Origin of the sequence: Streptomyces sp. NPDC102259, assembly GCF_044766465.1 — a bacterium.
Taxonomy (GTDB): Bacteria; Actinomycetota; Actinomycetes; order Streptomycetales; family Streptomycetaceae; genus Streptomyces.
The window spans coordinates 47,971-63,074 of sequence record NZ_JBIWMA010000025.1 but is presented as its reverse complement, the minus strand read 5'-3'; the positions used below and the strand labels follow the sequence as shown (position 1 = coordinate 63,074).

The following is a 15,104-nucleotide window of genomic DNA, read 5'->3' as shown; positions in this document are numbered from 1 at the left end:
CGGGGGACGCGCCAGGAGGTGAGTCGGCCGGCGGGTGGCGCGGCGGTGGGCGGCGCTCCTCCGGTCGGCGGCCCGGCCCGAGGCAGGGGCGGGGCCGGGCCCCGGGGCGGGCCGCCGGCGGCTCCGCGCACGCCGCGCCGCCGTCACCCGAACGCCGGCGCCTGGTGTCGCTCCGGCTGCGTCATCTGCTGCCGCTCGTCGTGCTCCTCGCGATGATGGCGATGCTGATGCTGCGCGGCTACGTGCACAGCGAGATCCTCGCCGACCACCGCATCCGTCCCGAGGCCGCCGCCGACAAGGTGCCGCAGAAGGTGCTCGACGGCGGGCCGGTCGTCGACACCCGGAACGGGCAGCAGGCCACCCTGGACGTCCCGGAGCACCGGATCGTGCTCACCTTCGACGACGGGCCCGACCCGAAGTGGACCCCCGAGGTCCTCGACGTCCTGAAGAAGCACCACGCGCACGCCGTCTTCTTCATCACCGGCACCATGGCCTCCCGCTACCCGGACCTGGTCCGGCGGATGGTGGACGAGGGCCACGAGATCGGGCTGCACACCTTCAACCACCCCGACCTCTCCTACCAGTCGAAGAGGCGCATCGACTGGGAGCTCACCCAGAACCAGCTGGCCCTGGCGGGAGCCGCGGGCATCCGGACGTCGCTCTTCCGGCCGCCCTACTCCTCCAGCACGGACGCCCTCGACAACGCCTCCTGGCCGGTCACCCAGTTCGTCGGCACCCGTGGCTACCTCACCGTCTTCACCACCGCCGACAGCGAGGACTGGCGCAGGCCCGGGGTCCGGGAGATCATCCGCAACGCCACGCCGCAGGGCGGCGAGGGCGCGATCGTCCTCATGCACGACTCCGGCGGCGACCGCCACCAGACGGTCCGGGCGCTCGACACCTACCTCCCCGAACTCCAGGGCAAGGGCTACCGGTTCGAGAACCTCACCGAGGCCCTGAAGGCCCCGAGCGCGCACACCCCGGTCACCGGGCTCGACCTGTGGAAGGGCAGGGCCTGGGTCTTCCTGGTCGAGGCCTCCGACGACATCACCGGCGTCCTGGTCGTGGGCCTCGCCGTCATCGGCGTCCTGGTCTTCGCCCGCTTCGGGCTGATGCTCCTGCTGTCCGCGATCCACACCCGCCGTACCCGCCGCAAGGGCTTCGTCTGGGGGCCCGACGCACCCGTCACCGAACCGGCGTCGGTGCTCGTCCCGGCCTACAACGAGGCCAAGTGCATCGAGAGCACGGTGCGTTCGCTGATGAAGAGCGAGCACCCGATCGAGATCCTCGTGATCGACGACGGCTCCAGCGACGGCACCGCCCGTATCGTCGAGGACCTGCACCTGCCCGGCGTCCGCGTCGTCCGTCAGCTCAACGCGGGCAAGCCCGCCGCCCTCAACCGGGGCATCGCCAACGCCCGGCACGACCTCATCGTGATGATGGACGGCGACACGGTCTTCGAGCCCTCCACGGTCCGTGAACTCCTCCAGCCCTTCGCCGATCCGAAGGTCGGCGCGGTCGCCGGCAACGCCAAGGTCGGCAACAAGGACACGCTGATCGGCGCCTGGCAGCACATCGAGTACGTGATGGGCTTCAACCTCGACCGCCGCATGTACGACGTCCTGCGCTGCATGCCCACCATCCCGGGGGCCGTCGGGGCGTTCCGCCGCACCGCGCTCGACCGGGTCGGCGGCATGAGCGACGACACCCTCGCCGAGGACACCGACATCACCATGGCCATCCACCGGGACGGCTGGGACGTCGTGTACGCGGAGAAGGCGCGCGCCTGGACGGAGGCGCCCGAGTCCGTCCAGCAGCTGTGGTCGCAGCGGTACCGCTGGTGCTACGGCACCATGCAGGCGATCTGGAAGCACCGCCGCGCCCTCGTCGAGAGCGGACCGTCGGGCCGTTTCGGCCGCGTCGGCCTGCCGCTCGTCTCCCTCTTCATGGTCGTCGCCCCGCTCCTCGCCCCGCTCATCGACCTCTTCCTCGTCTACGGTCTGCTCTTCGGCCCGACCGGCAGGACCATCGCCGCTTGGTTCGGCGTCCTCGCCGTGCAGGCGGGCTGCGCGGCGTACGCCTTCGTCCTGGACCGCGAGCGCCTCACCCCCCTGATCTCCCTCCCGCTCCAGCAGCTCCTCTACCGCCAGCTGATGTACATCGTCCTGCTCCAGTCCTGGATCACCGCCCTCACCGGCGGCCGGCTGCGCTGGCAGAAACTTCGCCGCAAGGGCCAGGTGGCGGCCCCGCCCGGTACGACGGCGGCGACCGCGGACGGAGGAGCGGCCTGATGAGCACCCACCCGACGGACACCACGGCCGAGTTGCCCGAACTGCCCCACCCGCCGACCCGGAACGCCGGGCCGGAGCAGCGGAGTCCGGAGCAGCGGAGTCCGGAGCGACAGGGTTCCGAACAGCAGGGTTCTGAGCAGAAGGGTTCCGAAGAGCAGGGATCTGAACAGCAGGGTTCCGAGAAGAAGGGTGCCGGGAAGCAGGGCGGTGGACGGGACCGCTACTTCGACCTGCTCCGGGCCATCGCCCTGTTCCGGGTCGTGTTCTACCACCTGATGGGCTGGGCCTGGCTGCCCGTCGTCTTCCCCTCCATGGGCGTGATGTTCGCGCTCGCCGGCAACCTCATGGCCCGCTCGCTGGCCAGACGCCCCGCGCTGGGAGTCGTGCGGGGCCGGCTGCGCAGGCTGCTGCCCCCGCTGTGGCTGCTGGGCGCGGTCGGGGTGACGGGCATGCTGGTGGCGGGCTGGAGGCCGGACGACGAGGGGCACCCCGGCTGGTGGTGGCTCCACCTCGCCTACTGGGTCCTGCCGTTGAGCGACCCGCCGTACGGCGAGGGCCTGCCCGGCGCGCACGGGCTGATCAGCGACGGCTGGGCCGTCGACCTGGGCGTACCCCTCTGGTACCTCCGCGCCTACCTCTGGTTCGTGCTGCTCTCCCCGCTCCTGCTGCGCGCGCTGCGTCGGCTGCCCTGGCCGACGATCGTCGCGCCCCTCGCGCTCTCCGCCGCCCTGGAGTTCGGCGCGCTGTCGGTGCCGGGCTGGCGGATGGAGGCCGAGCTCAGCGACTTCGGCACGTTCGGCGCGTGCTGGCTGCTGGGCATGGCGCACCAGGAGGGCATCCTGCGCCGCCTGCCCCGTTACGTGGTGCCGTCCCTGGCGCCCGCGGTGGCGGGAATCGGCCTCTGGTACACCCTGACCCACGATTTCAGGGAGGGCCACGACCTGGACGACATGCCCTTCGCCCAGTCCCTGTGGTCCTTCGCGGCGGTGCTGCTGCTCCTGCACATCAGCCCGTCGTGGTCCGAGTGGCCGGGCCGGCTGCGTCGCTGGGACCGGCTGATCACCCTGCTCAACTCCCGTGCCGTGACGATCTACCTGTGGCACAACGTGTGCATCGGAGTCGTGGAGGCCCTCTGGGACCGGCTGTGGGGCATCTCGTGGCTGGAGACGAACGCGACCTGGGTGCTGGAGAGCCCGTGGCCGCAGCTGCCGGCCATCTGGCTGCTCACCGCGGCCTGCGTGGTCTGCTTCGGCTGGATGGAGGATCTGGCGGCCCGCCGCAGGCCACGCGTGTGGCCGGACGGACGGGTCGGCGCCGGAACCCACCGGGCCTGAACGGCATTCCCGGCCTGAACGGCACTCCCGGCCTGAACGGCGTTCCCGGCCCCGCACCGCGCCCGGTGCGGGGCCGCTGTCCGCCGCTGTAGGCCGTTCGACCGGTTCGGGGTGCGTCCCTCGAAAGCCCTGGTGAGTATTGCCCGGTATGCCCGTCTACGGGACGGGCCGGAATCCAGGGTTCTGGGATGGAGGAATGTGAGCACGACGCGCAGGACAATCGTTCTCGCCATGACGGGAGTGCTGGCCGCGGCACTCTCGGCCGGGACGGCCCTCGCAGGGACCGTGCCCGGGGGAGGGCCGAAGCCGCCGGGGTCGAACCCTTCGCCAGGGACCGCGCCCTACGGGACCGCGCCCTACGGGACCGCGCCCTACGGCGAAGGGCCGAGACCGCCGGGTCCGACCCCTCCTCCGCCAGGGGCCGGGTCCCCCAACGGTGAGGCATGGGCATGGACCCAGCTGACCGGTCGGGGCACCCAGATCCGCTACGTGAGCACCGACACCTCCGGCACGTGCCCCTCCGTGCGGTACAGCGTGGGTGTCGTCAGGACGGCCTACCGGATGCGGCTGCTGAGCCGTCCCATGCTGCCGCAGTTCCCCACCACGGTGTGCGAGTTGGTCGTGCCCCTCGGGGCCCGTAACGCGGTGCTCGCGCAGTCGACGGTCGCGGCGGCCGTGCTGCACCCCGCGAACCGTGAGCTTCCCCTGCCGAACTGGACGCCGAGCACGCGCCCCGGCACCATCGCCGTCATCGGCGACACGGGCTGCCGCGTGACGACGGCGGGTCCCAACCAGAACTGCGCCAACACCCAGACGGGCTGGCCGTTTGCGCGGATCGCGAACAGCGCGGCCACGGTGACGCGTCCGGATCTCGTGATCCATGTCGGCGACTACCTCTACCGTGACGACCCGGCCCAGGCCAGCGACACGGCGACGAATCCGGGCTGCACGCTCTCGGCGGAGAGGTTCAGCTGGGCCTGTGTGGTCGCCGACTTCTTCAGACCGGCGGAGAGTCTGCTGGCCGTGGCGCCGGTCGTGCTGACGCGAGGCAACCACGAAGACTGCCGCACCCCACCCGCGACGGGCGGCGCGGGGGCCGCGTGGTTCCGCTATCTCGCCGACGAACTCCGGTCCAACGGGACGTGCTCCCTCTACCCCGATCCCGTGGAGATCAGTGCGGGCGTCCTGCACCTCCTCAACGTGGACTCCTCGTTCGCCGACCCGGCCGACAGCGGGAGCCTCACGCAGCAGGCGACGTACACCCGGCAGTTCGAAGCCGTGAACCGGGCCGCGGCGCAGCAACCCGGCCAGGACTACTTCGTCGTCACCCACAAGCCCGTGTGGATGGTGAGGTCGGTCGGCCCCCCGGTGGAGACGTTCACCCCCGTCCTCGACAGGGCCGTCGCCGGTACGACCCTCAAGCGGCTGGCGGACAACGTCCGCATGGTGCTGTCGGGCCATGCGCACCTCTACCAGATGATCGATTTCGACACCCCGCGGCCACCGCAGGTGACCGTGGGCTTCTCCGGTGGAGATCCACTGGAGCAGGGGCCGAACGACGCCGGCGTCATCGGGACGCCGGTCGGCACGCCGCCGCAGCCCGTGCGTCACTCGGTCACCCAGGGAGGGGTCTTCGGGTACGCGACCCTGAGCCGCAACGCCGGGACCTGGGACCTCACCGCTCACGACCCGGCCGGCGCGGTCCGCGGTCAGGTCTGCACGTTGAGCGGGAGCACCGCCAACAAGGAGTTCGCCTGCCACTGAAGGACGCCCCGGGACCCGGCGGAACGAGCCGGGTCCCGGGCGACCCGGTCCCGGGTCCGCACCCCCACGGCCGGGCGCCTCGGCGTCGGGCTCTGCCCACGACCTCTCACCGGCCCTCCACGCAAGGTGAGAGCAACGTTCCTTTCCGGTCACCCACAGCCACAGCGTGGAAACGCGCCCTCCCTACCTTCGGGACTCATCACCGCTCATCCCCCCGAACCACCCGAGCCCCGGAGCACCGTGGAGGCGTCATGACAGCCCCTAGTACAGCCCCCGCATCCCCGCCCCCCACGAAGAAGGGGAGCCACTGGATCGAGGAGTGGGACCCGGAGAACGAGGCCTTCTGGAACGAGAAGGGCGAGAAGATCGCCCGCCGTAACCTCCTCTTCTCCGTCCTCTCCGAGCACATCGGGTTCTCGATCTGGACGATGTGGTCCGTGCTGGTGCTCTTCATGGGCCCGGAGTACGGCCTCACCCCGGCCGACAAGTTCCTGCTGACGTCGATGGTGACGCTGGTCGGTGCGGTCGTGCGGGTGCCCTACACCTTCGCTGTCGCGATCTTCGGCGGCCGGAACTGGACGATCATCTCGGCCGGCCTGCTGCTGATCCCCACGATCGCCGCGTTCACGGTGATGGAGCCGGGGACGTCCTTCAACACGTTCCTCCTGGTGGGCCTGATCGCGGGCATCGGCGGCGGCAACTTCGCCTCCTCGATGACCAACATCAACGCCTTCTTCCCCCTCCGTAAGAAGGGGTGGGCGCTCGGGCTCAACGCGGGCGGCGGCAACATCGGCGTGCCGGTCATCCAGCTGATCGCCCTGGCCGTCATCGGCGCGAGCGGCGGGCCGCGTGTGCTGCTGGGGATCTACATCCCGTTCATCGTCGTCGCCGCGACCCTCGCCTCGCTGTACATGGACAACCTGGCCTCCGTGAAGAACGACACGGGCGCCGCGATCGACTCCGCGAAGGACGCGCACACCTGGATCATGTCCTTCCTCTACGTCGGCACCTTCGGGTCGTTCATCGGCTACAGCTTCGCCTTCGGGCAGGTCCTGACGAACCAGTTCGGCCGGACGCCCCTCCAGGCGGCCTACCTCACCTTCATCGGCCCGCTGCTCGGCTCCCTCATCCGTCCCGTCGGCGGCTGGCTCGCCGACCGCTACGGCGGCGCCCGCATCACCCTGTACAACTACGTCGGCATGGCCGCCGCGACCGCCGTCCTGGTCTTCGCCAGCATGCAGAAGTCGCTGCCGCTCTTCGTCTGCGTCTTCGTGGTGCTGTTCGTGCTCAGCGGCCTCGGCAACGGGTCGACGTACAAGATGATCCCCGGCATCTTCCAGACGAAGGCCGTCGCCAAGGGGCTGACGGGCGAGGAGGCGGCCGCCTACGGCCGGCGTCTGTCCGGCGCCTCCATGGGACTGATCGGCGCGGTCGGCGCGCTCGGCGGCGTCGGGATCAACCTGGCCTTCCGGCAGTCCTTCCTCTCCTACGGTTCCGGAACCGGCGCCTTCGTCGCCTTCCTCGCCTTCTACGCGGCGTGCTTCGGGGTCACCTGGGCCGTATACCTTCGTCGTCCGTCCGGCAGGATCACCGCTGGAAGCACCGCTTCCGAGGCGAAGCAGCAGCTCAGCTACGCCGAGGTGTGACGTAACACCGGCGACATGTGGCCGAACCGAGCCTGTCACGCACCGTTGACAGGCTCGTCGGCATGTAGGTGCAAACGCGACTCGAGCGGGACGAGAGTGATGTACGAGCAACAGCAGCGATCCGACGCCGGTCCCCAGGATGCCGTCGAACACGGGCCCCTCGCGGGCTTCACCGTGGGCGTGACGGCCGCGCGCCGGGCCGAGGAACTCAGCGTGCTGCTCCAGCGGCGGGGTGCGGCGGTGCTGCACGCGCCCGCCCTGCGGATCGTGCCGCTCGCCGACGACGGTGAGCTGCTCGCCGCCACGAAGGAACTCATCGAGCAGGTGCCGGACGTCGTGGTCGCCACCACGGCCATCGGTTTCCGCGGCTGGATCGAGGCCGCCGACGGCTGGGGGCTCGGCGAGCAGCTGCTCGAGCGGCTCGGCGGCGTCGAACTGCTGGCCCGCGGCCCCAAGGTCAAGGGCGCCGTGCGGGCCGCCGGGCTGAAGGAGGACTGGTCGCCGTCCAGCGAGTCCATGGCCGAGGTGCTCGACCGGCTCCTGGAGGAGGGCGTCGAGGGGCGCCGGGTCGCCGTCCAACTGCACGGTGAGCCGCTGCCCGGGTTCGTGGAGTCGCTGCGGGTGGCGGGCGCGGAGGTCGTGGGGGTGCCGGTCTACCGGTGGATGCCGCCGGAGGACGTCTCGCCGCTCGACCGGCTCCTCGACGCCGCCGTCTCCCGTGGACTGGACGCGATCACCTTCACCAGCGCGCCCGCCGCCGCGTCCCTGCTGTCGCGTGCCGAGCAGCGCGGGCTGCTGCCCGAGCTGCTCGCCGCCCTCGCCCACGATGTGCTGCCCGCCTGCGTCGGGCCGGTCACCGCGCTGCCGCTCCAGGCGCGGGGCGTGGAAACCGTCCAGCCGGAGCGGTTCCGGCTCGGGCCGCTCGTGCAGTTGCTGTGCCAGGAGCTGCCGTCGCGGGCCCGGGCGCTGCCGATCGCCGGGTACCGGGTGGAGATCCGGGGGCACGCGGTGCTGGTGGACGGGTGTCTGAAGCCGGTGCCTCCGGCGGGGATGTCGTTGCTGCGGACGCTGTCCCGGCGGCCGGGATGGGTCGTGCCGCGCTCCGATCTGCTGCGGGCGTTGCCCGGCGCCGGGAAGGACGAGCACGCCGTCGAGACGGCGATGGCCAGGCTGCGGACGGCCCTCGGGGCGCCGAAGTTGATCCAGACGGTGGTGAAGCGGGGGTACCGGCTGGCGCTGGACCCGGCCGCGGACGCCAAGTACGCGGACGAGTAGGGGATCGCGTCCCCTGCGGGGGACCCCCCATCGTCGCGGGGGCCGCCGTCCCCGGACCTCCGCTTCGGCCCGAACGGCCTCGTCCTCGATCGCCGGACGGGCTGGTGGTCGGCACCCCGCGCTGGCACTGTGAGGGGACGGTTCCCCTAGCAGTGCCCCTCGGTTGGCGGTGACACACGCATGGACGAGCTCCGTTTCGACTCCGGGCGGATCTGTCTCGACCTGCTCGCGACCGCGCATCCCCTCGAACGGCTCGACGCCGTAGCGCCGTTGTGCGCGTGGATCCGCGGTTCCGGACTCGTCCCGCCGGACACCCCGCTCGCCCACGCCGACCCCTCCTGGCCGCCCGCCTTCCGCGAACTGCGGCGGAACACCGGACAATTGGTGCACGGGTGGCTCACCCGTAACGACCCCGGGTCGTACGACCTCGCCCTGAGCCGCGTCAACGACGCCGCCCGGGCCGTGCCCCCGGTCCCCCGTGCCGTGCGGGGCGAAGACGGCGGGCTCGTGCGCGAGTTGGCCGGGCCGCCGGCGTGTGTCGCGCTGCTGGCCGCCGTGGCCCGGGACGCGGTGGAGCTGCTCACCGATTCCGTCGCCCGGGCGGGGCTTCGGCAGTGCGCGGGGGACAACTGCCCGATCGTGTATGTCGACATGTCCCGGGGGCGCCGGCGGCGCTGGTGTTCCAGTGAGGTCTGCGGGAACCGGGAGCGGGTCGCGCGGCACCGTCGGCGGGCGGCGCTCGCCTCGCGGTCGTAACTCCCCTGCCTGGTATGCGGCTTTCGTGGAGGCGTCACCGACCGATCGTCGAAGTGATTTCGATTACACGCCGTTTACCCGCCCCGCGCGCCGGGCAGTCCGCGCGATCTTGTCGATGTGGCGAAAACGTAAAGAAAAAGCGGTGGGAATGTGCCGCCATGTCCCCGCTCGTCATGACACCCCGAAGAAAAGTGTCTCCCCGGTTTGAACGCTCAACACCCCGCTTGCGTACCCGTCGTCGAGCGACCGACTGGGGGATCCCCCGGACACCGGAGGTGGGCGTGCGCAAGGATGCGGCCGTGGCCAATGAACGTGGATCGAGGGCCCGACATCGCATGTCCCAGCCCTCGGAACCTGACGAGGAGCTGATGCGTGCTCTGTATCGGGAGCATGCCGGACCCCTGCTTGCGTATGTCCTGCGCCTGGTTGCCGGAGACCGGCAGCGCGCCGAGGACGTCGTGCAGGAGACGCTCATCCGTGCCTGGAAGAACGCCGGTCAGCTCAATCGTGCGACCGGATCTGTACGCCCCTGGCTGGTGACGGTCGCACGCCGCATCGTCATCGACGGCCACCGCAGCCGGCAGGCCCGGCCGCAGGAGGTCGACCCGTCGCCGCTGGAGGTCATTCCTGCGGAGGACGAGATCGACAAGGCGCTGTGGCTGATGACGCTGTCCGACGCGCTCGACGACCTGACCCCGGCCCACCGGGAGGTGCTCGTCGAGACGTACTTCAAGGGGCGTACCGTCAACGAGGCGGCCGAGACGCTGGGTATACCCAGTGGCACCGTGCGCTCACGGGTCTTCTATGCCCTGCGGTCGATGAAGCTGGCTCTGGAGGAGCGGGGGGTGACGGCGTGATGAGCGTTTACGGGGGATTCGGAGCAGGTGGTTCGGGTATGTCTGGACCCATGCAGGGATCTACGGGATCTCCGAGCCCGAGCGAACACGAGACCGTCGGCGCCTACGCCCTCGGGATTCTCGACGACGCCGAAGCAACCGCTTTCGAGATGCATCTCGCCGGCTGCGAGTGGTGCGCCCAGCAGCTCGACGAGCTCGCCGGCATGGAACCCATGCTGGCCGCCCTCGCGGACCTGCCGGGCACCGGCACCCCCGCGATCGGCGAGTCCCTGTCCGCCCGGCCCAGCCCGCGGCTCGCGGAACGGCTGGTCGACGAGGTGTCCGAGCGCCGCGCGGTCAAGCGCCGCCGCTCCTTCTTCCTGGTGGCGGCAGCGGCCGCGCTGATCATCGGCGGCCCGCTCACCGTGCTGGCGGCGACCGGCGGCGACAGCGGGACCAAGGGGACCGAGGCGAGCTCCCCCAAGTCCGCCAACTCCGCCAAGACCACCTTCGCGACGCTCACCGACCGGGTCTCCGCGACCGACTCGGCGAGCAAGGTCTCCGCGACCGTCGCCATGGGCGAGAAGGCGTGGGGCACGGAGATCGGCGTCGAGCTGAAGAACGTGACGGGCCCGGAGAAGTGCTCGCTCATCGCCGTCGGCAAGAACGGCGAGCGTGAGACGGTCTCGTCCTGGTCGGTCCCGGAGTGGGGCTACGGCATCGCGAACGCCAAGACCGAGCAGGCCAAGAACCCGCTCTACGTCGTGGGCGGCGCCGCCTTCAAGACCAATGAGATCGACCACTTCGAGGTCATGACCTTCGATGGCAAGAAGCTCGTCCAGATCGACGCGTAACTTCCTACAGCGGGTCCCCTTCGCGTACGGTTGACGGCTGCCCAGCACGTCAGAAGGGGGCCCGGTGGCCGTTCAGGCACAGCAGGAAACCGCGGTCGGATCGGTTCGGCATTCCGCGCCGGATTCGGTGCGGGACCGAGAGATCGGCATCGAACAGGAACACCTCGACCGGGTGTACCGGCGTCTCGAGGAGAAGATCCACGAGGCGGAGTTCCTCATGCACGACGCGGCCAAGCGCGGGCAGGTCGGCACGCCCGGCGCCCTCGCCGAGCGGGACGCCCAGGTGTTCCGCGCGGGCGTTCACCTCAACCGGCTCAACAACGAGTTCGAGGACTTCCTGTTCGGGCGGATCGACCTGCTCGCGGGGAAGGACGGCAAGAAGGGCCCGGACGGCGCCTACACCGCCGTGGAGCCCGCCGAGGGGGCCGTCCGCCCCGACAACACCGCCGACATCGCGGAAACGCTCCACATCGGCCGTATCGGCGTCCTCGACTCCGACTACGCGCCGCTGGTCATCGACTGGCGGGCACCGGCCGCGGCGCCCTTCTACCGGTCCACCCCGGTCGATCCGGGGCGCGTCGTACGGCGCCGGGTGATCCGCTCGAAGGGGCGCCGCGTCCTCGGCGTCGAGGACGACCTGATGCGTCCCGAGCTGAAGGCGGTCCTGGACGGCGACGAACTGCCCGTCATCGGCGACGGCGCCCTCATGGCCGCCCTCGGACAGGCCCGCAGCCACACGATGCGCGACATCGTCGCCTCCATCCAGGCCGAGCAGGACCTCGTCATCCGCGCTCCCGCCGCCTCCGTGACCTATGTCGAGGGCGGGCCGGGCACCGGAAAGACCGCCGTCGCGCTGCACCGGGCCGCCTATCTGCTCTACCAGGACCGGCGCCGGTACGCGGGCGGCATCCTGATCGTCTCGCCCACGCCGCTGCTGGTGGCGTACACCGAGGGCGTGCTGCCCTCGCTCGGCGAGGAGGGCCAGGTCGCCATCCGTGCCATCGGCTCCCTCGTCGACGGCGCCGAGGCCACCCTGTACGACTCCCCGGCGGTGGCCCGGGCCAAGGGGTCGTACCGGATGCTGAAGGTGCTGCGGAAGGCGGCGCGCGGCGCGCTGGAGAACGGCGGCCGGGCCGCGGCGCAGCTGGCCTTCGGCGACCCCGACGAGGAGGCCGGCGAGGCCCCCGCGCCCACCGGGACCCCCACCCGGCTGCGGGTCGTCGCCTTCGGCCGCCGGCTGGAGCTGGAGGCCGCCGACCTGGACCGCGTCCGGCAGAGCGCCCTCAGCGGCACCGCCCCGGTGAACCTCCTGCGCCCCCGCGCCCGCAAGCTGCTCCTGGACGCCCTGTGGGAGCGCTCCGGCGCGGCCGGCCGGCACAGCGACCCCGAGCTCGCCGCCGAGCTGCGCTCCTCCTTCGACGAGGACGTGACCACCGAGGACTCGTTCATCGCGTTCCTCGACGCCTGGTGGCCCGAGCTGACTCCGCAGGCCGTCCTCACGGCCATGGCCGACGAGCGGCGGCTCGGCCGCTGGGCCCGCCGCATCCTCAACCCGGGCGAGGTCCGCAAGGTCGCCCGGGCCCTCAAGCGGGACGGCCGCTCGGTGCACGACATCGCCATGCTCGACGAGCTCGAGGCGCTCCTCGGCGCGCCGTTCCGGCCGAAGAAGCGGCGCGAGTACGACCCGCTGGACCAGCTCACCGGGCTGGACGAGCTGATGCCGGTGCGCGAGGAGACGCAGCGCGAGCGCGCCGAGCGGCTCGCCCAGGAGCGCACCGAGTACGCGCACGTCATCGTGGACGAGGCGCAGGACCTCACCCCGATGCAGTGGCGCATGGTCGGCCGCCGCGGCCGGCACGCCACCTGGACGGTCGTCGGCGACCCGGCCCAGTCCTCCTGGTCCGACCCCGACGAGGCCGCCGAGGCCCGTGACGAGGCCCTCGGCACCCGCCCGCGCCGCCGCTTCCAGCTGACGGTGAACTACCGCAACCCGGCCGAGATCGCCGAGCTGGCCGCGAAGGTGCTGGCCCTGGCGATGCCGGGCGCCGAATCCCCGTCGGCGGTCAGGTCGACGGGGATCGTGCCGCGCTTCGAGGCGGTCACCGGCACCCTGGGCGCCACCGTCCGCGCGGAGGCCGGGCGGCTTCTGGAGCGGGTCGACGGCACCGTCGGCGTCGTGGTCGCCATGAACCGCCGCGAGGAGGCGAGACGCTGGCTCGCCGGGCTCGGCGAACGGGTGGTGGCCCTCGGCAGCCTCGAGGCCAAGGGCCTGGAGTACGACGCCACGGTCGTCGTCTCACCGGCGGAGATCGCGGACGAGAGCCCGGCCGGCCTGCGGGTGCTGTACGTGGCCCTCACCCGGGCCACGCAGCAGCTCACGGTCGTCTCCGGGGACCGTGACGAGCCGGACGCGAACGGCGTCCCGGACCTTCTGAGGGACTGAACAGCTGACGGTTTCCTGTGAACTGCCCGGACGGGAATGGTCTTCCGGCATCCGTTTGTTAGCCTGGTCGTGACACCGGCTCGATCCAAGCCCCCGGGCCCAACCTTCGTCGCTACGAGCGACCACTTGCCGCGAGGCGAGCATGGCGGGTCGGTGTCATGAACGCGAGAGAGGCCCACGTCACCTGTGATGTGGGCCTCTTTCGTCGCCTTCTTCCGCGCCTGTGGCGACTTGATTGAGAACAAAACGATCGCAATCCGGGGCGGCTTTCACGTACTCGTGGGTAGGTGCGACGATCGGACGGCAAACCCGCGACCCAGCAGTGCAGAGGAAGTCGGCCATGGCAACGGCGCCCAGCGTCTCCTACTCGATCACGGTCCGTCTGGAGGTGCCCGCGAGCGGAACGGCGGTCTCCCAGATCACCACGGCCGTGGAGTCCCACGGAGGCTCGGTGACCGGCCTCGACGTCACCGCGTCCGGCCACGAGAAGCTCCGCATCGACGTCACCATCGCCGCCACCTCCACCGCCCACGCCGACGAGATCGTCGTGCAGCTGCGCGGCATCGAGGGCGTCACCCTCGGCAAGGTCTCCGACCGTACGTTCCTGATGCACCTCGGCGGCAAGATCGAGATGGCGTCCAAGCACCCCATCCGCAACCGTGACGACCTCTCGATGATCTACACGCCGGGCGTGGCCCGCGTCTGCATGGCGATCGCCGAGAACCCCGAGGACGCCCGCCGCCTCACCATCAAGCGCAACTCCGTTGCGGTCGTGACGGACGGCTCGGCCGTGCTGGGCCTCGGCAACATCGGCCCGAAGGCCGCGCTGCCGGTCATGGAGGGCAAGGCGGCCCTCTTCAAGCGGTTCGCCGGCATCGACGCCTGGCCGCTGTGCCTGGACACCCAGGACACCGACGCGATCGTCGAGATCGTCAAGGCCATCGCCCCCGGCTTCGCGGGCATCAACCTCGAGGACATCTCCGCGCCCCGCTGCTTCGAGATCGAGGCCCGGCTGCGCGAGGCCCTCGACATCCCCGTCTTCCACGACGACCAGCACGGCACCGCGATCGTCGTCCTCGCCTCCCTCACGAACGCCCTGCGCGTCGTGAACAAGGGCATAGGGGACGTGCGGGTCGTCATGTCCGGCGCCGGCGCGGCCGGTACCGCCATCCTCAAGCTGCTGCTCGCGGCCGGCGTGAAGAACGCGGTCGTCGCCGACATCCACGGTGTCGTGCACGCGGACCGCGCGGACCTGGTCGACGCGGCCCCGGACTCGGCGCTGTGCTGGATCGCCGACAACACCAACCCCGAGGGCCTCACCGGCACCCTGAAGGAGGCCGTGCGCGGCGCGGACGTCTTCATCGGCGTCTCCGCCCCGAACGTCCTCGACGGCGACGACGTGGCCGCCATGGCCGACGACGCCATCGTGTTCGCGCTCGCGAATCCGGACCCCGAGGTCGACCCGGCCATCGCCCGCCAGACGGCCGCCGTCGTGGCCACCGGCCGCTCCGACTTCCCCAACCAGATCAACAACGTGCTGGTCTTCCCGGGCGTCTTCCGCGGCCTGCTGGACGCGCAGTCCCGCACCGTCAACACCGAGATGATGCTCGCGGCCGCGAAGGCCCTCGCGGACGTCGTGAGCGACGACGAGCTCAACCCGAACTACATCATCCCGAGCGTCTTCAACGACAAGGTCGCCGGCGCGGTCGCGGGTGCGGTGCGGGAGGCCGCGAAGGCGGCGGGAGCGTCGGCCTCGTAGGCTGCTCCACGTCGGCCCCATGGTTTGCGCGGTACCGGGTATGCGGGGCTGTGAGGATCGCCACGGCGGTCCTCACAACGGCGCGTCGTGGAACCTCGCGCCGTGGACGGCCCTCTAGGGTTGCGCCCGACCGATCGCCCCTCGTG

The 15,104-nt window shown here is 71.2% G+C and carries 10 protein-coding genes; all 10 read left to right on the top strand.

The window, feature by feature from the left end; translation table 11 throughout:
* Window positions 1–212 precede the first annotated feature (212 nt).
* A complete protein-coding gene (locus ACIRPU_RS36765) occupies window positions 213–2,291 on the top strand; it encodes a bifunctional polysaccharide deacetylase/glycosyltransferase family 2 protein (protein ID WP_403875278.1) in 2,079 nt (692 codons plus the stop codon).
* On the top strand, window positions 2,291–3,625 hold the full coding sequence (locus ACIRPU_RS36760; RefSeq protein WP_403875207.1) for an acyltransferase: 1,335 nt from the start codon (window positions 2,291–2,293) through the stop codon (window positions 3,623–3,625). The genes ACIRPU_RS36765 and ACIRPU_RS36760 overlap by 1 nt, the downstream gene beginning before the upstream one ends.
* Before the next feature lie 489 nt (window positions 3,626–4,114).
* Complete coding sequence (locus tag ACIRPU_RS36755) at window positions 4,115–5,389, top strand: metallophosphoesterase family protein (RefSeq protein WP_403875205.1); 1,275 nt, start codon at window positions 4,115–4,117, stop codon at window positions 5,387–5,389.
* Window positions 5,390–5,640: 251 nt separating this feature from the next.
* On the top strand, window positions 5,641–7,035 hold the full coding sequence (locus tag ACIRPU_RS36750; RefSeq protein WP_403875203.1) for a nitrate/nitrite transporter: 1,395 nt from the start codon (window positions 5,641–5,643) through the stop codon (window positions 7,033–7,035).
* A gap of 99 nt (window positions 7,036–7,134) precedes the next feature.
* Window positions 7,135–8,310 carry a uroporphyrinogen-III synthase gene (locus ACIRPU_RS36745; protein ID WP_403875201.1) on the top strand — a complete coding sequence of 392 codons (1,176 nt, stop codon included), beginning with the start codon at window positions 7,135–7,137 and terminating at the stop codon, window positions 8,308–8,310.
* 180 nt (window positions 8,311–8,490) lie between these two features.
* Window positions 8,491–9,066 carry a CGNR zinc finger domain-containing protein gene (locus tag ACIRPU_RS36740; RefSeq protein WP_403875199.1) on the top strand — a complete coding sequence of 192 codons (576 nt, stop codon included), beginning with the start codon at window positions 8,491–8,493 and terminating at the stop codon, window positions 9,064–9,066.
* 335 nt (window positions 9,067–9,401) lie between these two features.
* Window positions 9,402–9,923 carry a sigma-70 family RNA polymerase sigma factor gene (locus ACIRPU_RS36735; RefSeq protein WP_010039908.1) on the top strand — a complete coding sequence of 174 codons (522 nt, stop codon included), beginning with the start codon at window positions 9,402–9,404 and terminating at the stop codon, window positions 9,921–9,923.
* A 38-nt stretch (window positions 9,924–9,961) separates the two neighbouring features.
* On the top strand, window positions 9,962–10,756 hold the full coding sequence (locus ACIRPU_RS36730; protein WP_403875198.1) for an anti-sigma factor family protein: 795 nt from the start codon (window positions 9,962–9,964) through the stop codon (window positions 10,754–10,756).
* 64 nt (window positions 10,757–10,820) lie between these two features.
* Window positions 10,821–13,199: a HelD family protein gene (locus ACIRPU_RS36725; protein ID WP_403875196.1), complete on the top strand. Its 2,379-nt coding sequence runs from the start codon at window positions 10,821–10,823 to the stop codon at window positions 13,197–13,199.
* Between the two features lie 340 nt (window positions 13,200–13,539).
* Window positions 13,540–14,958 carry an NAD-dependent malic enzyme gene (locus ACIRPU_RS36720; RefSeq protein WP_355701662.1) on the top strand — a complete coding sequence of 473 codons (1,419 nt, stop codon included), beginning with the start codon at window positions 13,540–13,542 and terminating at the stop codon, window positions 14,956–14,958.
* Window positions 14,959–15,104 lie beyond the last annotated feature (146 nt).